This is a genomic window from uncultured Peptoniphilus sp. (assembly GCF_946998875.1).
In the GTDB taxonomy this organism is placed as follows: domain Bacteria; phylum Bacillota; class Clostridia; order Tissierellales; family Peptoniphilaceae; genus Peptoniphilus_A.
In genome coordinates this window covers 129,983-150,482 of sequence record NZ_CAMQAY010000001.1, presented here as the reverse complement: position 1 = coordinate 150,482, position 20,500 = coordinate 129,983, and the positions used below count along the sequence as shown (strand labels likewise).

The 20,500-nt window shown below is 33.4% G+C and carries 19 protein-coding genes; 1 reads left to right on the top strand and 18 read right to left on the bottom strand.

What is annotated here, in order from left to right; all coding sequences use genetic code 11:
* Nucleotides 1-11: 11 nt before the first annotated feature.
* From Q0U74_RS00750 to Q0U74_RS00735, 4 genes are read right to left on the bottom strand one after another with little or no spacing between them, the layout of a single operon-like run.
* A complete protein-coding gene (locus Q0U74_RS00750) occupies nt 12-479 on the bottom strand; it encodes a tripartite tricarboxylate transporter TctB family protein (protein ID WP_297391975.1) in 468 nt (155 codons plus the stop codon).
* 14 nt (nt 480-493) lie between these two features.
* Nucleotides 494-1,486, bottom strand: a complete 993-nt coding sequence (locus Q0U74_RS00745; protein WP_297391973.1) for a tripartite tricarboxylate transporter substrate binding protein — start codon at nt 1,484-1,486, stop codon at nt 494-496.
* Between the two features lie 13 nt (nt 1,487-1,499).
* Nucleotides 1,500-2,201 (bottom strand): RraA family protein, encoded by a 702-nt coding sequence (locus tag Q0U74_RS00740; protein ID WP_297391971.1) that lies wholly within the window; start codon nt 2,199-2,201, stop codon nt 1,500-1,502.
* A gap of 1 nt (nt 2,202) precedes the next feature.
* Nucleotides 2,203-3,081: an NAD(P)-dependent oxidoreductase gene (locus Q0U74_RS00735; RefSeq protein ID WP_297391969.1), complete on the bottom strand. Its 879-nt coding sequence runs from the start codon at nt 3,079-3,081 to the stop codon at nt 2,203-2,205.
* Nucleotides 3,082-3,193: 112 nt separating this feature from the next.
* Between Q0U74_RS00735 and Q0U74_RS00730 the strand changes: the two genes are divergently transcribed.
* Entirely contained in the window at nt 3,194-4,177 is a 984-nt protein-coding gene (locus Q0U74_RS00730) for a LysR family transcriptional regulator (protein WP_297391967.1), read from the top strand.
* Between the two features lie 47 nt (nt 4,178-4,224).
* Here Q0U74_RS00730 and Q0U74_RS00725 read toward each other — a convergent pair whose 3' ends face one another.
* The 14 genes from Q0U74_RS00725 to murF form a co-directional block, all read right to left on the bottom strand.
* Nucleotides 4,225-5,187 carry a D-isomer specific 2-hydroxyacid dehydrogenase family protein gene (locus tag Q0U74_RS00725; protein ID WP_297391965.1) on the bottom strand — a complete coding sequence of 321 codons (963 nt, stop codon included), beginning with the start codon at nt 5,185-5,187 and terminating at the stop codon, nt 4,225-4,227.
* A gap of 359 nt (nt 5,188-5,546) precedes the next feature.
* Nucleotides 5,547-6,056 carry a transcription repressor NadR gene (locus Q0U74_RS00720; RefSeq protein ID WP_297391963.1) on the bottom strand — a complete coding sequence of 170 codons (510 nt, stop codon included), beginning with the start codon at nt 6,054-6,056 and terminating at the stop codon, nt 5,547-5,549.
* Nucleotides 6,057-6,063: 7 nt separating this feature from the next.
* Complete coding sequence (nadC, locus tag Q0U74_RS00715) at nt 6,064-6,909, bottom strand: carboxylating nicotinate-nucleotide diphosphorylase (RefSeq protein ID WP_297391961.1); 846 nt, start codon at nt 6,907-6,909, stop codon at nt 6,064-6,066.
* A complete protein-coding gene (locus Q0U74_RS00710) occupies nt 6,881-8,143 on the bottom strand; it encodes an L-aspartate oxidase (RefSeq protein ID WP_297391959.1) in 1,263 nt (420 codons plus the stop codon). The genes nadC and Q0U74_RS00710 overlap by 29 nt, the downstream gene beginning before the upstream one ends.
* Nucleotide 8,144: 1 nt before the next feature.
* The gene (gene nadA, locus Q0U74_RS00705; RefSeq protein ID WP_297391957.1) at nt 8,145-8,669 is read right to left on the bottom strand and encodes a quinolinate synthase NadA; all 525 of its coding nucleotides are present in this window, start codon (nt 8,667-8,669) and stop codon (nt 8,145-8,147) included.
* Entirely contained in the window at nt 8,576-9,061 is a 486-nt protein-coding gene (locus Q0U74_RS00700; protein ID WP_297391954.1) for a quinolinate synthase NadA, read from the bottom strand. The genes nadA and Q0U74_RS00700 overlap by 94 nt, the downstream gene beginning before the upstream one ends.
* Nucleotides 9,062-9,274: 213 nt before the next feature.
* Entirely contained in the window at nt 9,275-13,276 is a 4,002-nt protein-coding gene (locus Q0U74_RS00695; protein ID WP_297391952.1) for an FtsX-like permease family protein, read from the bottom strand.
* 7 nt (nt 13,277-13,283) lie between these two features.
* Entirely contained in the window at nt 13,284-13,985 is a 702-nt protein-coding gene (locus tag Q0U74_RS00690; protein WP_297391950.1) for an ABC transporter ATP-binding protein, read from the bottom strand.
* A 93-nt stretch (nt 13,986-14,078) separates the two neighbouring features.
* Entirely contained in the window at nt 14,079-14,480 is a 402-nt protein-coding gene (locus tag Q0U74_RS00685) for a hypothetical protein (protein WP_297391948.1), read from the bottom strand.
* Nucleotides 14,467-15,069 (bottom strand): YhfC family glutamic-type intramembrane protease, encoded by a 603-nt coding sequence (locus Q0U74_RS00680; protein ID WP_297391946.1) that lies wholly within the window; start codon nt 15,067-15,069, stop codon nt 14,467-14,469. The genes Q0U74_RS00685 and Q0U74_RS00680 overlap by 14 nt, the downstream gene beginning before the upstream one ends.
* A gap of 149 nt (nt 15,070-15,218) precedes the next feature.
* Entirely contained in the window at nt 15,219-15,674 is a 456-nt protein-coding gene (smpB, locus tag Q0U74_RS00675) for an SsrA-binding protein SmpB (protein ID WP_297391944.1), read from the bottom strand.
* On the bottom strand, nt 15,667-17,769 hold the full coding sequence (rnr, locus tag Q0U74_RS00670; RefSeq protein WP_297391942.1) for a ribonuclease R: 2,103 nt from the start codon (nt 17,767-17,769) through the stop codon (nt 15,667-15,669). Before rnr ends, smpB begins: the two co-directional genes overlap by 8 nt.
* The gene (locus Q0U74_RS00665; protein WP_297391940.1) at nt 17,769-18,941 is read right to left on the bottom strand and encodes a D-alanine--D-alanine ligase family protein; all 1,173 of its coding nucleotides are present in this window, start codon (nt 18,939-18,941) and stop codon (nt 17,769-17,771) included. Before Q0U74_RS00665 ends, rnr begins: the two co-directional genes overlap by 1 nt.
* A gap of 4 nt (nt 18,942-18,945) precedes the next feature.
* The gene (gene murF, locus Q0U74_RS00660; RefSeq protein ID WP_297391938.1) at nt 18,946-20,499 is read right to left on the bottom strand and encodes a UDP-N-acetylmuramoyl-tripeptide--D-alanyl-D-alanine ligase; all 1,554 of its coding nucleotides are present in this window, start codon (nt 20,497-20,499) and stop codon (nt 18,946-18,948) included.
* Between the last annotated feature and the right edge of the window lies 1 nt (nt 20,500).

Genomic DNA, 20,500 nt, shown 5'->3' with positions numbered 1-20,500 from the left:
TTTTCCCCCTTTCAAAAACCAAATAATCCTTTTGGTAAAGGCATATTAATTAATCTAGTAAACACATAATATACAAATATTGGAAATAAAATAGAAATAGCTACAAAGATAGGAATATTTCTTTTCTCTTTTGGTGATAAAATTAATATTTGGATAAATAAATATAGAGATGTTCCTATAAGGAATCCTACTTTTTGATATAGAACGGAATAAATCCCAATCAACACAATGGTAGATAATCCTCCAAAAAAATCTCCTTTTTCTTTAACCTCTTCTTCTTGTTCTTTATCTTTCCTCAAGTTAATAAATAAATTTATTACCGAAAGTATTATAATTACAACCGCAATTACTTTAGGAAAATAACCCGAACCAAGTTCATTTTTCATAAGAGGCTTTATATTCATAGCTTGTAAGTATATGAATATACCTACAAGCATAAATAAAATTGAAATTATTATTTCTCTAACTCTTTTTGTCATACTTCATCTCCCGATTATTTTATGCCAAATAAATCTTTTAGTCTTTGTACCTCTAATTTATCTTCTTCAATTGAAGTCTTCCCATCCCTATATAGAGATTTAGCATAATATTTTTCTAATGTGCTTTTAAACTCTTCTGATTCAGTAACTTTTTTAATTGACTCTGATAATTTATCAACAATAGCTTGATCTGTTCCCTTCGGAAATCTAACCTCATAAATTTTAGGCATTACTACATCATAACCTTGTTCTTTTAAAGTTGGAAATTCTTCTAATCCTTTTAATCTTTCATCAGAACAAACACCAAGAACTACAAAATCACCTTTTTCTACATAATCAGCAACATTCATGAAATTTACCACTATAATGTCACATTGATCTTGGATGAATGAAGTCAATCTTTCAGATGTACTGGACCCAACATCTATTTTGTCTAATTCTATCCCCATAGTTTTTTCCATTTGAGTTGCAACCGCATGAGTCGCACCATAGTATGTGCTAGAATATCTAAGCTTTCCAGGATTTTCTTTCGCCCAAGCTATCATTTTATCTAATGAATCCCATTCGCTTCCTTTTTTTGCTAATAAAGTATAGGTATCATCTTCAGCAACAGATGCTACTGTTTCAAAATCATCTAAAAATGAAAATTCATTTGCGTTAGCTGCTTCTTGAGATAGCGAAGCCCCAGTATGGTTGAATAACATAGTATTTCCATCTGGCTTCGCATCTAATACACTTGATGCCCCAACTACTCCTGCCGCACCTGTAGTATTAACTACTACAAAATTTTGATTTAATTCTTTTTGCAATTGTAATGCCATTTGTCTAGCATAAGTATCAGTGTCTCCTCCTGCACCATATGGTACAACTACTGTGACAGTATCTGTTGGCCAGTTGACTCCTTCTTCACTGCTTGCTGTATCTTTACCTTTGTCATTACTACAACCTACTAGTAGTGCACATGTTAATGCTACTAAAGTTAATATTGTACTGAATTTCTTTTTCATAATATCCTCCATATTAATATTTATAAAAATCATCAATGATTTCGTATTCTTTTTCTTTTAATAATTTATTTACCCAATCTCTATTTGACTCATTATTTTTAGCTTTTTCTAATTTTGCTTCATCTTTCTTTTTAAACTCTTTTGCTTCTTCTAAAACTTTTTCCGAATCTTTATTTGGAATAACTATTACTCCATCTGGATCTGCTAGAATTATGTCTCCGGGATTTACTGATACACCTCCACAGGCAATTGGTACATTAATTTCTCCTGGTCCTTCTTTATAGGGTCCTCCCGGTGTCGTACCAGTACAATATACTGGAAAATCCCATTTACCAATTTCATCAATATCTCTTATTGGCCCATCTAATATTATTCCTGCAACTTTTTTTACTTCAAAAAGATAAGCCATCATAATTTCACCCATTAGCGCTCTTGTAGTATCTTCCTCATTTGATACTACGAGTACATCTCCTTCTTGGCAGATATTTAATGCTGCATGAAGTGTCAAATTATCCCCAGCTCTACATTTGACTGTTAGTGCAGGTCCACACATCATTTGTAATTTTGGTTTGGTTACTAATTTAATTCTAGGATTCATTGCAGAATTTCTCCCCATTACATCACATGTATTTGATGCTGGAATTTCTTTAAATTCCTCAATTAACTTTTTATCTGGTAAAATCCTCTTTAAATAAATTCTCTTTCCAACTGACATATTAATTTTCAACTCCTTTTAAAACACTTACTACATCTTTCCATGTTTTATTATCTTTTTCAGCAACTTTTGAAAAATCATAATTGGCTAAAATTTCTAGCTTTTTCTTTGTGGCTTCACTCATAAGTGAATCTAAATTTTTGTCTTCAAGCATTTCTATACTTCCGCCAATTTCAAATGCACGTCTCTTAGCATGAATAGCTGAACCCGTAGAAATTCTATTTAGGTGACTCATAAAACTAATTCCATCTAAACTGTCACTAATTGAATTTAGAACAAAATCTGAAACTCCATAGCTATCAGAAGCCATAACAAGTTCAATCATTAATGCAGATATGCCTTTCATAAAAATGCTTCTTATTAGTTTTATTGAAGTTGCAGAGCCAGGTTTCTCATTTACATAAGTAATATTCATTCCATATTTTTCAAAATCTTCAATAAATTTTTTTGCTTTTTCACCACTAACATAAAATGGAACTTTATGTTTTAGCTTTGGTAGTGAGCCTAACATTGAAGCGTCAATATATGAAACATTATTTTTATCTAAAATATTTTTGCATTTATCTTTTATTGCTGGCGAACTTGCACTCACATCAACATAAGTACAAGTATCTTTTATATAGTTACTTATTTCTTTGCAAGCATCTAAGGCTACGAAGGCTGGGACAGCAACAAATACATAATCTATATCGTCAAAAAAACCTTCATAAGAATCTGTTACTTTCATATTTAGTTCATTTGATCTCTTTTTTATTAAAGAATTGCACTCATCATTGAAAACATTTACATCAAATGCTTTCATTTTTTTTAATCCTTCACTACTCAATCCTTTTGCTAAACTGTAGGAAGCTTCACCAAATCCTACAAATCCTATATTCATACTTTACCTTCCTCCAATTGTTTTTTCTTTAAATTTATGATAACATTTACCTATATTAAAGACAATTTTGATTTTTTTCATTTTTTGACAAGTTTTTCTTGTGGAGGTAATTATGAATTTTTTAAGTTTATATTATTTTGTGGAGTTATCTAAGGATTTGCATTTTACAAAAACTGCTGAAAGACTATATATATCGCAACAAACCTTGAGCAATAACATAAAATCTCTTGAGAGTTATTACAATGTAAAGTTGATAAATAGAAAGCCAAGAGTTACATTGACCTATGCAGGAGAAAGACTTTTAGCTTTTGCAAAAGAGGTTTTATTAAAAAACAGAGACCTTGAAGATATGTTTTCAGATATAAACGAAGAATTATCTGGTTCTCTAAAATTTGGTGCAAGTATATCTAGAGCAACAATATCTCTTCCAAAAATTTTCCCAGTATTTACAAAAAAATATCCAAATGTACAAATAAAATATATTGATGATATTTCAAAAAATTTGGAACCATTGATTGTTAACAATGAGCTTGATTTTGCCATAGTAATAAGCGAAAGACCAGGACTAAATATTAAATCCTTAAAATTAATGGACGATCAAATCTATCTTTGTGTAACGAATAAATTATTAAAGGAATATTATCCTAATGATTATGAATATTTAAAAGAGAAGTCCAAAAAAGGAGCTTCTGTTGAAGATTTTAAAGAACTTCCTTTTTCTATGATGTCAAATCGTTTGGGAAACAAAATAGAAAGCTTTTTTATTGAAAAAGAAATTGTGCCTAAAATAAATTTTTCCAGTACATACTCACAACTTATTCTTCCCTTTTGTTCAAACTCTCTTTCAGCTTGTTTTGTAAGCCATGCCACTCTAATCTGTTTAAAAGAAGATGTAACAAATGATATGAATTTATTTCCACTCTTTCACGAAGGAGAAGCTGTCCGCAGACCAATTACACTGATAACACAAAAAGATAGATATATGAACTCTTATTCCAAATTTTTTCAATCATTGATAGTGGATCACTTCAATGATATTAAAAATATAGACTTACAGAAATGTCTATTTAATACAAAAAAAAAGCTAAGAAATTAAATAAATCATTTTAAAATTTCTTAGCTTTTTAGTTAAAAAATTACTTATTATTTGTCTCTATTTACAACGTGAGAAATATTTTCTCCTTTAACAAATTTGTTCAAATCATCAACAAGCATAGGTATAATAATATCACTTATATCGGCCGTTCCACCTCCAATGTGTGGTGTAACTATTATATTTGGATTTTTCAAAAGTTCATTATCTTTGTCTAAAGGCTCATTTTCAACAACATCTAAGCCAACACCAAGTAATTTGCCTGAATTAACCGCTTCTAGCAAAGCATTGTCATCAATTAGTCCACCTCTTGATGTGTTTATTATTATTGAGCCTTTTTTCATCATATCAAATTCATGTTTGCCTATCAAATGTCGATTATATTCTGTCAACGGAACATGTAAAGTTAAAATGTCAGAAGTTTTTAATATTTCATCAAAATCTTTATACTCTAAATTATATTCCCTTTCTTTTTCTTCGCTTAACCTATATTCATCATAGTATTGCGTCCTAGCTCCAAAAACTTGAGCATACTTAGCTACTCTTCTTCCGATATTTCCTGCTCCAATAATACCTAAAGTCTTATTATTTAATGAATAAGATTCATTTATAAATGTGTTTTTACTCCATATTCCATTTTTAAGACATTCCTGATGAGATAATAATTTTCTTCCAACTGCAAGCATTAGCATTATTGTTAATTCTGCAACAGAATAAGCATTCGCTCCAGGAGTATTAGTCACTATGATTCCTTTTTTGCTTGCATAATCCACATCGACGGAATCATAGCCCGCTCCCCATCGCATAATAATTTTTAAATTTTTATTATTATCTATAATTTTTCTAGGTGCTTTAAAAACTCTTAATATAAGAATGTCAGCATCTTTCATTGAATTATATTCTTCTTCATTTTCTACTTTCACAAAATCAAAAAAATCTCTATTTAATGTAGTTTTAAATCTTTCAAAGGTACCTTGTGGATATTTACCTGCTAAAACAACTTTGTATTTCAAACTGATTTCTCCTTTTTTAATAGTTATAATTCTTCTCCATAAAATCAATTAGACTCTACTTATTCTTAAAAATAGCATTGAATAAACTTTTTCTTTCCAGCATAATAATATCAGTTTATATTTATAAAATCTAACAGACTTTTTATAGCTTTTTAACAATATTTATTTGTCATTAAATACTTTTTGCTCTATGAGATATTTATATAAATATTTAAATAAAAACCTTGTAATCAAAATGTTTTAAACTAGTCTAAAATAACTTTTAAAAACAAAAAGCACAAGACATATATCTTGCGCTTTCTTAATAAGTTTAGCTTTTAAGTTTTTTATATTGCCTTTACTGAAAGAAAAGCCTATTTTTATTCCTCTATTAAAAATCCAAGTTCCTTTAAGACAAGTTCAATTTCTTCAATTACTTCTTCATTTTCACTAACAACTGTGTGGAAGTGAACTCCACCAGTAAGTACATCTAAGGGCTTTGACTTTTCTTTCTTCATTTTTTCTAAAAATATTTTTACATCTCGCCTAGAGGAGCAGTTTAAATCCTTTTTTATTTCTCCATAAACCTTGTGGTGAACTATTACATCTTTCACTCTTCCGCCAAGGTCTACAATGGCATTTAATTCTTTATTTATATCTTTATCGCTGTGTTTAACTTTGAAAACTTTTTGAGTTCTCTCTTCGTTTATATAGTAACCCCTATTAGTTGAAACAATATTCTTTCCACTAGCTCGAAGTATGGCTATATCTTGCACTATTACTTGCCTAGTTACATCAAATTTTTCTGCCAACTTTTCTCCTGATATTGGCTTCTGATTGTCATATAAAAATTTTAATAGGTCATCTCTTCGTGTTTTTGGTTCCTTCATATCTTCCTCAATAGATTTTTAAATTTTTCATGGATAAGTCTAGGACTCCTGCCTGGTAAGTTATGGCACCAGATGAAATATAATCAATGTCTAAATTTTTATAGTCACTAATATTTTCAAGACTAATATTTCCTGAGCACTCGATTATTGCCCTCTTATCAATAAGCTTAGTGGCTTCTTTTATTTCTTCTATATTCATGTTGTCTAACATAATTATATCAGCTTTAGCTTCTAATGCTTCTTTCACTTCATCTAAATTTTCTACTTCAACTTCAATTTTTTTGACAAAGGGATTTAGGCTTCTTACTTTTTCTATGGCATTTTTTATTCCACCAGCAGCGTCTATGTGATTGTCCTTTATCATAATTCCGTCAGATAAATTATATCTGTGATTGTAGGCGCCGCCAAGAGTTACTGCATATTTTTCCAAAATTCTCATACCTGGTGTAGTCTTTCTAGTGTCTAAAATTTTTACAGAGTCACTATTAAGGGAAGCTACCATTTTTTTAGTATAAGTGGCAATACCGCTCATCCTTTGCAAATAATTTAGGGCAGTCCTTTCGCCTTCTAAGATTGCCCTGGCTTTTGCCCTTATTGTCCCCACTAAGTCAGAATTATTTACCTCATCGCCATCAGAAAAATTAAATTCAAAAGTTGCATCTTCATCTAATATTTCAAAGACTCGCTTAAATACATCAAGACCTGCAATAATTCCCCTATCCTTTGAGATTAAACTTACTTCTCCCTTTTCATCTTTTAAAATTGCATCTGTAGTGATGTCGCCACTAGTCATGTCTTCTCTTAGAGCAGAAATAATATACTTATCAATTACTATTGGCTTTAGCTCTCTCATCTTCTTTTATCCTTTCAAAAATAATAACTCGATTTTTTTCTTTATCAATCTTTCCAGCATTAATTTGAAAATCTATTTTTCTATCTTCAAGTTTATTTTCATTTAAGTAATCTGCCAAAAGTCTTCCAAAAACTACACACTCTAAAAGTGAGTTGCAGGCAAGTCTATTGGAGCCATGAATACCAACATTTCCTGCTTCTCCAACTGCGAAGAGTCCCTCTATATTAGTCCTTCCCTTAATATCACATTCTATGCCGCCCATAGTGTAGTGTTGACATGGAACAACGGGAATATTTTCATATCTTGCATCTATTTTTCTATCTTTTAATTCCTTAAATATCATTGGAAATCTCTTTGGAATTTTGTCTTCACCTAGAGGTTTCATGGACAAGTATTCAAAGTCTACCTTTTCTTTTTTCATTTCCCTTAATATTGCCTTTGCCACAATATCTCTAGGCTTCATTTCGTCGGTGAATCTCTCCTTTTTGTGGTTTAATAAGAGAGCGCCCTCACCTCTTGCAGATTCAGAAATCAAAAATTGTCTCTCTGCCCCTTCTTCATATAGGGAAGTTGGATGAAACTGAATGTAGGAAATATCCTTTAACTTGACGCCATTTTTTATAGCCATGGCATATCCATCGCCACATATATGAGAAAAATTTGTGCTCCTATCAAAAAGTCCACCTAGTCCACCAGTTGCAAGAACAACATTTGTAGAAATAAAAATTTTATCTAAAGACCTTGCGCCATAGCACTTGCCCTTATTTACAATTAAATCAACAATAGGAGTGTCTTCAAATATTTCTATATTAGCTCTTTCCCTAAGCCTTTTATAAAGGACATCTAAAATCCCCTTGCCAATTTCATCATCTATGTGAAGACCTCTGGCTATAGAATGACCGCCTTCTCTTGCATATTCAAAGTCTCCATTCTTCCTTGTAAATTCAACTCCAAGGTCAAGTAAAAAATTTATTGCAGCTTGGGACATATCTACCATTTTTTCCACAGCTTGCAAATTATTTTTGTAGTGACCTGCCTTTAATGTGTCTTCAATAAAAGTTTTTCTGTCAGACTTATCCTTGAGGACATTTATGCCACCTTGAGCCAGATATGAATTTGAATCTTCTAACTTTTTCTTAGTTACTAGAGCAATTTTATAATTTTTACTTAACTCTAAGGCTGTGCTAACGCCTGCTAGTCCAGAGCCAATTATTAAAATATCATATTTTTTCATCTTAAGCACCTAGCTCCAACATTCTCTTTAGAGGAATTAAAGCTTTCTCTCTAATTTCTTTATCTACCTCAACTTGATTTTCATTGTTTTCAATTACCCTAATGACTTTATCAATATTTAATTTTTTCATGTCATTACAAATTGGACTTTTTCTCAATTTTCTAAAATTAATATTTGGATATTTTTTCTTTAGCTCAGTAAAAATTCCTTCCTCTGTAACAACTAGTACATCGTCATATTTTCCAGCTTCTTTAATAATAGCCTTTGTAGAACCTATAAAGTCAGCAAGGTCTAAGACTTCTTTTCTACATTCAGGATGAGCTAAAATTTTTACCTTGCCCTTAAAAGATCTAACATCATCAAGGTCAATTTCATCGTGAACTGGGCAGTAACCATCATTTAAAATAATATTTTTATCAGGTAACGATTTTTTTATGTAGTCGCCAAGATTTTTATCTGGAACAAAAAATATATTTTTTCCTTTAATTGATTTACAATTTTTGCAGCATTTGAAGATGTTACACAAATATCTGAATAAGCTTTAATTTCAGCAGTGGAGTTTATATATGTTACAACTGCTAAATCATCATACTTTGCTCTCATCTCTTTAATTTTTTCTACACTTACCATGTGTGCCATAGGACAATCTGCTCCAAGATCTGGCATCAATACATTTTTGCTTGGATTTAAAATTTTTACACTTTCGCCCATGAAGTAAACCCCAGCCATGACTATTGTCTTTTCCTTTAACTCAGTTGCCTTTTGAGCTAGGAAAAAAGAATCTCCTATGTAATCAGCTATAGCTTGTATATCCTCATTTATATAATAATGAGCAAGAATAACTGCATCCTTTTCTTCCTTTAATTTTTTTAAGAATTCCACTTTTTCATCAAAGTTTAACTTTTCTAAATTTTCCAATTTTATCCAATCTCCTAATAAATTTTAAATAAAATTATATTACAAATAAGATGATGAGACAAGCCAAGTGTATATACACTTGTAAGGTAAAGTGACCTCTTTATTTTTTAATTTACTATAAATTTAAAGGCAAAAATTTTCTTTTTAATTTTTATCAGTCCTTTTATAATTGAAGTTAAAAAAAGACCGAAGATTTTATCCTTCGGTCAAATTTTATTCATTTGATTTTAGGGCATCAAGGGCGTTTATCTTCTTTATCCTAAAGTGGAATATTACCATTATAAAAGTGTTTATAAGGGCTGTTATTACGCCTGCCAGTATAAAAGGCCTTGCCGTCAAATCTTCTGGCAGCATTGCCATAAAGGGCACAACTATTTGCAAGACTGAGTAGTGCAAAATTTTTCCAACGACCAGCCCTATTAATATTCCAATTAGGGCAAGGATATAAGTTTCCTTGTAAATGTAAGATGTAGTCTCCCTTGGATAAAAGCCCAAAACTTTTATAGTTGAGACTTCTCTTATTCTCTCTTCAATGTTTATATTTGTAAGGTTATATAATACTACCACTTCCAAAATTGTTGTCACAATTAAAATTATTATTTCAACCTTTGTTATTGAGAATAAAAATTTATTTAATACATCATTTAGGTCGCCTATATTTGTAATGTTAAAGACTGCCTTGTTTTCTATTGTGGTCTTTGTAAAACTGTCCTTGTCAAAATTTTGAGGCACCTTTATTAAGTCTGTGTTTGGCACAAAGTCTGAGCCTGTTACTTTTTCAAAATAGTCTTTATCCATGTAGACATTGTGTCCAATGTAAAATTCTGTAATGCCTGATACTTCCACTTCAAATTCATTGCCATAGACATCGCGAAGTTCAAGTGGATCCCCAACCTTTATCTTTTTAAGTTTTGATAATTTTTCTGTTATTATTACGCCATTATTGGAAAGCTCAAGCTCTTCGCCACTGTCCTTGTCCCTAAGAGCTACATAATTTTTAAAGTCTTCCTTGTCCTCTGGCACAATTACATTTACATTTTGGTCGATCTCATGGTAATCTACTGTGAATAATTCTTCATAGGTCTTTGTGTACTCTAAATTTTTACCGTCAATTGCCTTTCTGTAATCTCTATAGGCATCTTCGTCAAATTTGCTGTCGTATAATACCGAAAGGTCGTATTTTAAAATTTCTTTAAACTGCAAAGTTTCTACATCTTTTACTGATTCTGATATTCCAAAGCCCAAAACAAGCAGTGCCGCGCAGCCCATGACGCCAACTACTGTCATGAACATTCTCTTCTTTGACAAGAATAAATTTCTCGCCGTTACCTTTGATAAAAAGCTCATCCTGTTCCAAATGAAAGGAATTTTTTCCAGCATTATTCTGTTGCCCTTGGAAGGTGCTTTCCCACGAAGAAGGTAGGCTGTCTTTTCCTTTAAGTTTTTATTGACAGTGATTATTGCCGCCACTGTTGTAAACATAAATCCAATGGCTATGGCAAAAATTATTCTAAGTGGAAAGGCATTTATAATTAAATGGTCTTCAAAAATTGTCTTAGTTGAGTAGGCATTGCCAATGATGTAAGTCAATAAATAAGACCCAGTTATGGCGCCAAGTGTGCCGCCAATTATTGATGCCAGTGTGCCATATAGGAAAAATTTTCTTCCAATTTCTCTATTTGTATAGCCCAGAGCCTTGTAGGTTCCAATTACAAGTCTATTTTCGTCAACCATCCTAGTCATAGTTGTGAAGCAAACTAAAAGTGCTATGGCAAAGAAAAATATTGGAAAGATAAAGGATAGGCCGTCAACTCTCTTTGCGTAGTCCAAATAAGTGTTAATGTCACCTGAAAGATGTCTAGGCGTAATTTTATAGCGAGGTTGTTTTATTAGGCTTAAGTACTTCCTTCCGTCAGCAATTTTTTCTCTTGCGTCAGAAATTTTTTCTTCAGCCTCCTTGGACTTGTCGCTGTATTCTCTTTCGCCTTTTTTTAAGTCTTTTTCTGCCTTGTAGAGCTTGCCCTTGGCATCATTTAACTTGTTCTTGCCAGTCTTTAGCTCTTTATCAAGTCTTTCTTCTCCTCTTTGTAGCTCATCAGTGCCAGACAAATACTTTTCCTTGGCTCTGGATAATTTTTCTCTGCCCTCTACATATTCGTCGTACTTTTCCTCATACTCCTTCTTGCCACTTTCGTAATCGGCACTTCCCTGGTCAAGCTTTTCTTGGGAGTCATCAAGTTTCTTCTTTGCCTTATTAAGTTCTTCCTTGGCGTCTTGAAGTTTCCTCTTGTTCTTTTCTATTTCATCCTTATTTTTTGCGTACTCCGCTTCGCCCTTTTCAGCTTCAGCAATTCCCTCTTCAAGTTGCTTTTTACCCTCTTCAAGTTGCGTCTTACTTGCATCAAGAGTCGCCCTTGCTGCTACAAGTTTTTTCTCGCTTTCATTTATTTTTTCAATGCCAGCCTTGCCTTCTTTTACCTTGGCTTTTAAGTCATCTAAGCTACCAGTGATTCCTCCTGGCACTTCCTTATTTATTTCCTCAAGAGCCTTGTCAATTTCAGCTTTGGAATTATTTAAAAACTCTAGCTTTTTATTTAGGGCTTCCTTATTTTTTTGAAGTTCTGCCTTTTGACCCTCTAAGCCTTGAATTTTAGCCTCAAGTTTTATTCTGTCCTCATCTGATAAATTTGGATCCTTGAGGGCCGCATTTGTACTTGCAATTTCAGCCTCAACTTGCCCAAGTCCCCCGTCAACTTGGTCTAACTGTGCCTTTGTACTTGCAATTTCACTTTCAATAGTGGGAAGTTTGTTTAAAATTTCACTGGCTGTGTCCAAAATTTTATCCAGGGCATAAATTTTTTCAACAGCATCTTCATAGGAAGTGGCTCCCATTTTACTTACAAGCTCCTCTTTGCCTGCTTCAAGCTGCTTTTTGCCACTGTCGTATTCTCTTTCGCCATCTTCATATTTTTTCATTCCTTCAGCCAGTTTCGCCTTGGATTCTTCAATTTTTTGCCAGCCATCGTCTAATTTTTTTCTGCCTTCAAGGAGCTTATCTTCCCCTTCTTTTAGTGCCTTTTCTGATGCTTCAGCTTGGCCAAGTCCTTTTTGGTACTTTTCCTTGCCTTCAGCCAGCTTTTCCCTTCCAGAATTTAACTCATTTTTGGAATCTTCAAGTTTTTTCTTGCCTTCGCTTAACTTTTCGTAGCCGTCAATGAGTTTTCTCTCGCCATCGTCAATTTCCACAGAAGCCTTGTAAAGTTTGTCTCTGTTTTTTGAAATTTCGGACTCTGCATCACTTTTTTCCTTGTTGTACTTGTCTAGACCCTCTTTGTAGTCCTTCTTTCCCTTATTTAAGTCCTTACGACCCTTAAGGAGTTTATCCTTTGCATCAGTGAGCTTGTCCTCTGCGTCAGTAATTTTGTCTTCGGCATCAACTATCTTGCCCGAAATTTCATCTTGCATGGATAAAAGTCTTTCCTTAGGTCTGTTTTTTAAATCAATCTTTAGGGCGCGAGACTTCTTGTCCATGTAGTCCACATATTCCTTGTCAGAAGTCATAAGATCCTCTGTTCCCAAAAATTTTAGCTTGGCAAGAGTTGGCTCACCAGAGAAATTTCCATCATCAATATAGGCGAAGTAAGAAATTTTTCCATAACCCCTTTCAGAATAAGTTCCGTTCTTGTCTTGAATGAAGTCCAGAGAATTGGCAAAGCCCACAACCTTGTAGGAAAGCCTCTTTAAATCATTGTCATCATCGTTGTCATTGTCCTCTTTAAAGGAGATCATGTCGCCAATTTTTTTGCCTTCCCTTTTCATTCTTATATCAAGGACAATTTCATCAGGGCTCTTTATACTTCTTCCCTCAACAATTTCGGGCTTAGAAATTTCATAGGGCATATTAAGAAGCTTTATGACTATAGAATCTCCCTCTAGGAAGGCATCCTTGTCATAGCCGTATTCAAGCTCAGAGATATCCTCCTGGTCCTCTATAATACTTCTATCTACATCTTCAAGACCAATGGGCACAGAAATTTTTATATCCTCTTGATTAAGTTTTTTTATCTTATTATCAATGGTGTTTCTCATAACTTGGCCTGTAGAGAGCAAGCCAATTAATACAAAAACACCTAGAAAGACAATTATTAAAATAGATATAAATCTCGAAAGAGAATTTTTTATCTCTCTAAAATTATCTTTATCAAAAGCTTTCACCCTGCACCTACCATTCTATTTCCATAATATCCCTTGGGTTTTTATTTATAATAATATCCTTAACTTTGGCATCAGAAATTTCAATTAATCTATCTGCAGAATTTTTTATTGCAGAATTGTGGGTAATTAAAACTACTGTAGTGTCTGTAGTCCTAGTTAAATCTTGCAAGAGTTTTAAAATTTGCTTGCCTGTGTGATAGTCAAGAGCTCCCGTAGGTTCATCGCAAAGGAGAAGCTTAGGATTCTTTGCAATTGCACGAGCAATGGAAACTCTCTGCTGTTCTCCACCAGATAATTGTGATGGAAAGTTGTCCATTCTCTCGCCAAGTCCTACAGATTTTAAAACCTCCACTGGGTCCTTTGCCTTTTTTACAATTTGTGTGGCAAGCTCTACATTTTCAAGAGCCGTCAAGTTTGGTATGAGATTGTAAAATTGAAAGACAAAGCCCATGTCATACCTTCTGTAATCTGTCAGTTCTTTCTCGCTAAAGGAGGCAATGTTTTTGCCATCCACTAAGAGTTCGCCACCAGAAGCAGTGTCCATGCCGCCAAGAATATTTAAAAAAGTTGACTTGCCAGCACCAGACGCGCCTAGAATTATTGCAAATTCATTTTTTTCTATTTCAAAATTTAATTTATCATTAGCCATTACAGATCTCTCGCCAATGTTGTAGACCTTGGAAAGATTTTTAACTTCAATAAAAGACATAATATCACCTGATGCTATTATATCAAAATCTAACTATTTTAACATTTAAAAAAACGCCCTTGACTGAGCGTTCTTTAACTAATTTTATTACATTTACTTGAAAAATATTCCAACTATTTTATCATCCTTATTAAAACTTACCCTAAAAAGGACATCCTTCTTTTCATACTTGACCTTTTGTAAGATAGTAGAATAAATTGTTCCTGAATTTTTATCCTCTTCATAGATCCCCTTAGCATCACCGAATTCTACAAATTTCCCATTTTCATCAAGATTTTTATAGGCTTCTTCCAAAATTTCTTTTTTAAATCCCAGTGATTTCTCTGTTAAATCAATAAATTCATCTGTTTTTCTCTCATTGACTAAACTTATGGCAGCTTGAGATTTTTTTTGATACTTATTAAAATCCTCATCTGACATTTTTTTAGTCTTAGAACCGCAGGCAACCAAAAGTAAAACAATAGCTGTTAAAGTTAAAATTTTAAATTTTTTCATTTCTATTCCCTCCTAAATTAATTTTAAAAATGAAAATTAAGATAAATATACAAAGCAAAGTCCAACTTCCGTACAAAATCAAATTACTAAATCCAAAAATATTCTTTAAAACTATAAAATAATCAAAAAAACCATGTAAAAAAATCGCTAGAATTAAATATCTGTATTTTTCCATTCTATTAAATCCAAGCCATATTAATAAAGTCATACCAATATGAAAAATCACCGCTAACAATCTTTCATATAATCCTAAAAAAATATCAGACCTAGTCATTAGGTTTAGACTGCTAGAACTCACAATAAGAACAAATATTACTTCTATAAGTCCATGACCTAACCCAAAAATAATTGCATCTGACTTGCTATTACTTTCTTTTAAAAACTTATCCTTAAAAATAAATCTTCCACCCTCTTCAAAAAGTCCAGCACTCAGGGTGATTAAAAATCCATATAATAATGGATAAAGACTCTGAAAGTTGTTGAGCCATAAGTTGTTGTTTAATAATTTCAAAAGAGGTAATCGAAGGCATAGCTGTGACAATACAAAACATATCATTCCTAGCAAAAATAATTTTAAGAATTTTTTCACAATTAAAACCCCTTTCTATTTAGATTATTGTCTAAATAGAATTTTATCATCATTGTTTTGCTATGTCAATAAAATTCCTTTGATTTTAAATACAAAATAAAAACGCCCTTGACTGAGCGTTCTTCGAATAATTTTATATTTTAAAAATTTTAATACATTGTAGCTTGGCGAAGTTTTTTGTCCACTTCTTTTTTCTTCATAGTCTCTCTCTTGTCCCAAAGTTTTTTACCCTTTGCCTTGGCAATTAAGACCTTTACCTTTCCACGAGATAGATAAACCTTTAGGGGAATAATTGTGTAGCCTTCTTGGGTCTTAACTTTTTCCAAACGGAAAATTTCATTTTTATGCATCAATAATTTTCTCTTCCTCATGGGGTCAACATTATATATATTTCCCTGCTCGTAGGGAGAAATGTGCATGCCATAGACAAAAATTTCTCCCTTATTTATGTCGCAGTAGGAATCTTTTATGTTAACCTGCCCTGCTCTAATTGACTTTACTTCTGTACCAAAAAGTTCTATGCCAGCTTCATAAGTGTCCTCGATAAAATAAAGATGGCTTGCCTTTTTGTTATTTGCAATTGCACTATCTTTTTCTTTACTCATCTTCATCACCTACTAATTTAAAATCAATATTTCCCATATTTAAGTCCACACTTACAACTTCAATCTCTACTTGGTCGCCTATGTGAAATTCATTTTTTGTATCATAGTCCACAGCCTTGTAGTGGTCCAGGTCAAATTCGTAGTAGCCATCCATGGACCTGTAGCTTACAAGACCTTCGATTAAGTTGTCTAGTTCCACAAAAATTCCAAAACTTGTAATGCTAGAGACTCTACCATTGTATCTTTCTCCAAGGCGCTCTGACATGTATTCTGCCATTTTTATGTCATCTACTTGTCTTTCTGCATCTTGAGCAATTTTTTCTGTCCTTGATACTTGCTCTGCAATTTCTGGCAAGATGGTCTTTAAATTTTTTATTTCGCCGCCAGAAAGTTTGCCCTTTAGGTATTTCTTTATAATTCTGTGAATTGTCAAATCTGCATATCTTCTTATGGGAGAAGTGAAATGTGAATAATAATCAAAGGCTAGACCAAAGTGAATGTCATTTATTTCAGAATACCTTGCCTTTGTCATGGAGCGAAGGGTCATAGTCGAGATAAACATCTCTTCCTTAGAGCCCTTTGCCTTTTCAAGAACCTTTTGTACATCTTTTGGCTGAACTTTTTCATCGAAATTTATCATGTAACCAAGAGGTCTTAGGTAGGTATTAAGTTCAGAAATTTTTTCTTCCTTAGGTCTTTCGTGGATTCTATATAAGAAAGAAATGTGTTTGAAAAAATATTCCCTTGCCACGCAGACATTGGCTGTAAGCATAAAGTCTTCAATGAGTTTGTTGGCTGACCTTCTATCTCTCTTGTGAATATTTTGTGGCCAACCTTTATCGTCAACTTCAATTACAACTTCTGGTATGTCAAAGTCAATGGCGCCGCCCTCTTCTCTCTTCTTTTGCAAAATTTTTGAGAGTTCATACATCTTGTCTAAAGTTTTTTCCAGCCCCACTATAGATTCGTGATGAATTCCCTTTTCCAAGTAGTCAGACACATTTTCATAGACAAGCCTTTTACTTGAATTTATAACAGATTCACAGATGTCATAATTTACCACATCGCCCTCTTTATTTATCTCTGCCATAACTGATAGGGTAAGCCTATCTACGCCCTCATTAAGGGAGCATATGCCATTGGAAAGTTCAAAGGGTAGCATTGGTATTACCTTGTTTAACAAATAGACTGAGTTGCCCCTCTTGAAAGCCTCCTCGTCAAGGGCGCCAAACTCTTCTACATAGTGAGCCACATCGGCAATGTGAACGCCTAAAAGGTAATTGCCCTTCTTAGAAATTTCAAGAGAAACGGCATCGTCAAAGTCCTTTGAATCTGCCCCATCAATAGTAAAAGTAAGTAACTCTCTAAAGTCCCGCCTTCCCTTTATATCATCAGCAGAAACCTCTTGTGGCAGGCTCTTTGCCTCAGCTAGGGCTGCCCTGTTAAATTCCATGGGAAGGTCAAGACCTGCTGCCACAGACATTATGTCCACATGAGGATCATCAGGATAACCTAAAATTTCTAGGACGCGTCCTTCTGGTTTTTTATTTGCCTCTGGCCACTTCTCGATTTTTACGACTACCTTTTGACCATTTCTTGCTCCATTAATTTTTTTCTTTGGAATGTAGATGTCCATTGCCATTTTGCTCTCGTCAGTGATTACAAAACCGAAGTCTCTCTTGTCTTGAAAGATGCCCACAAATTTTGTGTTCACCCTCTTTACTATGGCAAGGACCTTTCCCTCAGGCTTGTCGCCAAAGGAATCTTTATATCTTCTCACAATGACCTGGTCGCCATTTAGTGCGAAGTTTAAATTATTTTTTGATATATAAATGTCTTCGTCAAGATTTTCAGTAATCAAAAATCCAAAACCCTTGGCATTTGTTTGAAGCTTTCCATAAAAGAATTTGTCATTGTCTACAAATCTATATTTTTTTCTGTTGTCTTCAAAAATAAGTCCCTCATTTTCTAGTTCTTCAATTATTTTCAAAAACTGCTTCTTCTCTTTATTTTTAATTTTAAATAATTTAAGGAGTTCCTCTTTTGACCTAGGTGTTGTCTTTTCGATAATTTCTAAAATCTTTTCTCTAATCATTAAATCTTTGCTCCATAACTTGTCATATTAAATAAGTTTGAATCGATGGAATAGCTGTTTTCTGCCCTTTCGCTGTATCTTTCATGACCAAGTTCAATTAATCTTGTGATTAAATCCTTAATCTTTAAGCCCTCAACTTCATAGAGGTAAAAGGCAATGGAACCTGGAAGTGTGTTGATTTCATTTACATAAGCCACATCGCCGTCAACTAAAAAGTCAATTCTTGCAACGCCTGCTCCGTCAATTGCCCTAAAACTTTTCTTAGCAAGGTCCTTAATTTCTTTTTCAAGTTCTGGTGTGAGCTCAGCTGGAAGCTTTTTGTTTTGATGCTTTTGTGAAGATTTTGCTCCCTTTGAGCCAGAAACATACTTGTCTTCATACTTTAAAAGATCTTTAAAGCCAAGAGGTTCTTCTGCTGCAGAAACTTTTAAATCATCTTCATAACCTAGGACTGCCACATTTATTTCTCTTGGGTTTACCACTGCTTCTTCCACGATTAATTTTCTGTCGTAATGGGCAGCAACTTCAAGAGCCTTTGAAAGGTCAAGAGCATTTTCCACTCTTGAAATTCCAATAGAGGAACCTAAATTTGCTGGCTTTACAAATAGAGGATATTTCAAATCCTTGCACTTTTCAACAATATTTTGTAAATTTTTGAGCTCATCTTTGTAAAAATACTTGTATTTTGTCATGGGAATATTTTCTGATTCAAAAACTTTTCTCATTACAACCTTGTCCATTCCCACAGCAGCAGACATTACGCCACAGCCAGTGTAAGGCATGCCCATAAGTTCAAAAAGTCCTTGAGTACATCCATCTTCGCCAAATGTTCCATGAAGGGCAAAAAATATTGCGTCAATTTTTTGGTAAACTTCTACAGAATCATATTCTGCCTTAAATAATTTCTTGTCATTGTGTTTCACGCAGTAAAGATTTCTGTCGCCATAAATTGGCTTAAAGAAAACTTCAACTCCATCATGAAAGTCCTGGTTCTTGTAGGCTTTAAAGTTTTTTAAACTTTCGCCAGATAGAAATTTGCCGCTCTTTGTAATATAAATTGGAATAGGATTGTACTTAGTCTTATCCATATTTTCAATAATTTGCATTCCTGTTATAACAGAAACTTCGTGTTCAACGGATCTGCCTCCGAAGATTACTCCTATATTTTCCATTTTTTCACTCCTCATTGTAGTTGTCAGGTAGGTCATTTTCAAAGAGAACGACATCTCCCGGCAAGGAAATCTTTGCTAAAACTTCAGTAGCTTCTGCTAGTGAAGACACTCTATAAATATTATCTTCATTAAAATTTTTATTTTTTAAGCCCTGGTAAATTGGCATAGTTCTCTTTTTTCCAACTAAAATTGGAAAATCTATGACATCTGCCATGACTTCGCCTATTTTTCTATTTTCTTCTTCTTCCATGTCGCCAAGTTCAACCATGCCTGGTGTAATAATAATTTTTCTGTGGTCCTTAAACTCTCTTAGTACATCAAGAGCTGCCCTAAAGCCTACTGGATTTGAATTAAAGGCATCATCAATTATTATTGTGCCATTACTTGATGGTATAAGTGAAAGCCTGTGTTCCACTGGCTCAACTTTTTTTATGCCCCTTTGAATTTCTTTTAGGCTAAGTCCAAGGACATGAGCTGCTGTTGCCGCCGCAAGTAGGTTTGAAATATTGTGGACTCCAAGAAGCCTAGTTTCGCATTTTATTTCTCCCACATCTTTAATGTGTAGGGTAAATTCGGAGCCTTCCTCATTTACTTTTATTTCATGGGCGTAGACATCTAGCTTGTCAAAATCCTTTGTGCCGTACCTGTAAGTTTTCTTTTTAGTCTTGTCTGCAAGGGACTTTACATAGTCGTTGTCGTAGTTAAAAATTGCAATTCCATCTTCAGGCAAGTCCTCGATTAACTCGTACTTAGTCTTTTGAATGTTTTCAATAGTCTTAAAGAGGTGCATGTGAGTTGGTCCAATAGCTGTTATTATGCCAATGTCTGGTTGGACAAGCTGTGCCACTTCGTGAATTTCTCCTGGCAGCTTGGCGCCAAGCTCTGCAATAAAAACTTGTCTGTCACTTTCAAGCTCGTTATTTATAATCTTTGAAAGGCCCATAGGTGTGTTAAAAGAAGATGGTGTGTTCTTAACCCTTAGTCCCTCAGATAAAATTGTGTCAGAAATAAATTTTACAGAAGTCTTTCCAAAGGAACCCGTTATGCCAAGGACCTTTAAGCCCTTTTCTTTTTTAAATTTTTTTATTTTTTCTTGGGCAGAAGTATAAAAGCCCATATTTATTTTATCTTCAGTAGGCTTTGCCCACTTATTAGACAAAATCAAAAGTCTATATTGGAAAAAATATGTCAAAAAGGAAAGGATGATTGTCGCAAGACCTGAAATGACATAAGACTTTGTCATATCAAATAGGACCAGTGAAATAATTACTATAATTATAAAAGTAATGTCATTTACTCTTTTGTGCTTATTTAAAAGTCTCTTTGCCCTGTCAGTCCAAACTATGGGAGTCTTTTGATTTTTCTCAAGCTTATAGACTAACTTATTCATCTTTTCCTTGTTGTTTTTTAAAAATATTTTGTATTCATCATTGTCGTAGCCCTCTAATTGAAGCATATGAATTGGAAAATTGCTCCTAATTAGGGAATAATATAGTGCCAGGCAAATAACTACAAAATCTATTAAGTAAATTGGTAATCTCGCCAAAAAATATTCCATG

What these genes read in the sequence shown, in the direction of transcription:
- Q0U74_RS00665 (WP_297391940.1), bottom strand. Translation starts at nt 18,941, where the DNA reads ATGGAAAATATAGGAGTAATCTTCGGAGGCAGATCCGTTGAACACGAA.
- Q0U74_RS00710 (WP_297391959.1), bottom strand. Translation starts at nt 8,143, where the DNA reads ATGAAAAAATATGATATTTTAATAATTGGCTCTGGACTAGCAGGCGTT.
- Q0U74_RS00740 (WP_297391971.1), bottom strand. Translation starts at nt 2,201, where the DNA reads ATGTCAGTTGGAAAGAGAATTTATTTAAAGAGGATTTTACCAGATAAA.
- Q0U74_RS00735 (WP_297391969.1), bottom strand. Translation starts at nt 3,081, where the DNA reads ATGAATATAGGATTTGTAGGATTTGGTGAAGCTTCCTACAGTTTAGCA.
- murF (WP_297391938.1), bottom strand. Translation starts at nt 20,499, where the DNA reads ATGGAATATTTTTTGGCGAGATTACCAATTTACTTAATAGATTTTGTA.
- Q0U74_RS00690 (WP_297391950.1), bottom strand. Translation starts at nt 13,985, where the DNA reads ATGTCTTTTATTGAAGTTAAAAATCTTTCCAAGGTCTACAACATTGGC.
- Q0U74_RS00730 (WP_297391967.1), top strand. Translation starts at nt 3,194, where the DNA reads ATGAATTTTTTAAGTTTATATTATTTTGTGGAGTTATCTAAGGATTTG.
- Q0U74_RS00750 (WP_297391975.1), bottom strand. Translation starts at nt 479, where the DNA reads ATGACAAAAAGAGTTAGAGAAATAATAATTTCAATTTTATTTATGCTT.
- smpB (WP_297391944.1), bottom strand. Translation starts at nt 15,674, where the DNA reads ATGAGTAAAGAAAAAGATAGTGCAATTGCAAATAACAAAAAGGCAAGC.
- Q0U74_RS00745 (WP_297391973.1), bottom strand. Translation starts at nt 1,486, where the DNA reads ATGAAAAAGAAATTCAGTACAATATTAACTTTAGTAGCATTAACATGT.
- Q0U74_RS00720 (WP_297391963.1), bottom strand. Translation starts at nt 6,056, where the DNA reads ATGAAGGAACCAAAAACACGAAGAGATGACCTATTAAAATTTTTATAT.
- rnr (WP_297391942.1), bottom strand. Translation starts at nt 17,769, where the DNA reads ATGATTAGAGAAAAGATTTTAGAAATTATCGAAAAGACAACACCTAGG.
- nadC (WP_297391961.1), bottom strand. Translation starts at nt 6,909, where the DNA reads ATGAGAGAGCTAAAGCCAATAGTAATTGATAAGTATATTATTTCTGCT.
- Q0U74_RS00685 (WP_297391948.1), bottom strand. Translation starts at nt 14,480, where the DNA reads ATGAAAAAATTTAAAATTTTAACTTTAACAGCTATTGTTTTACTTTTG.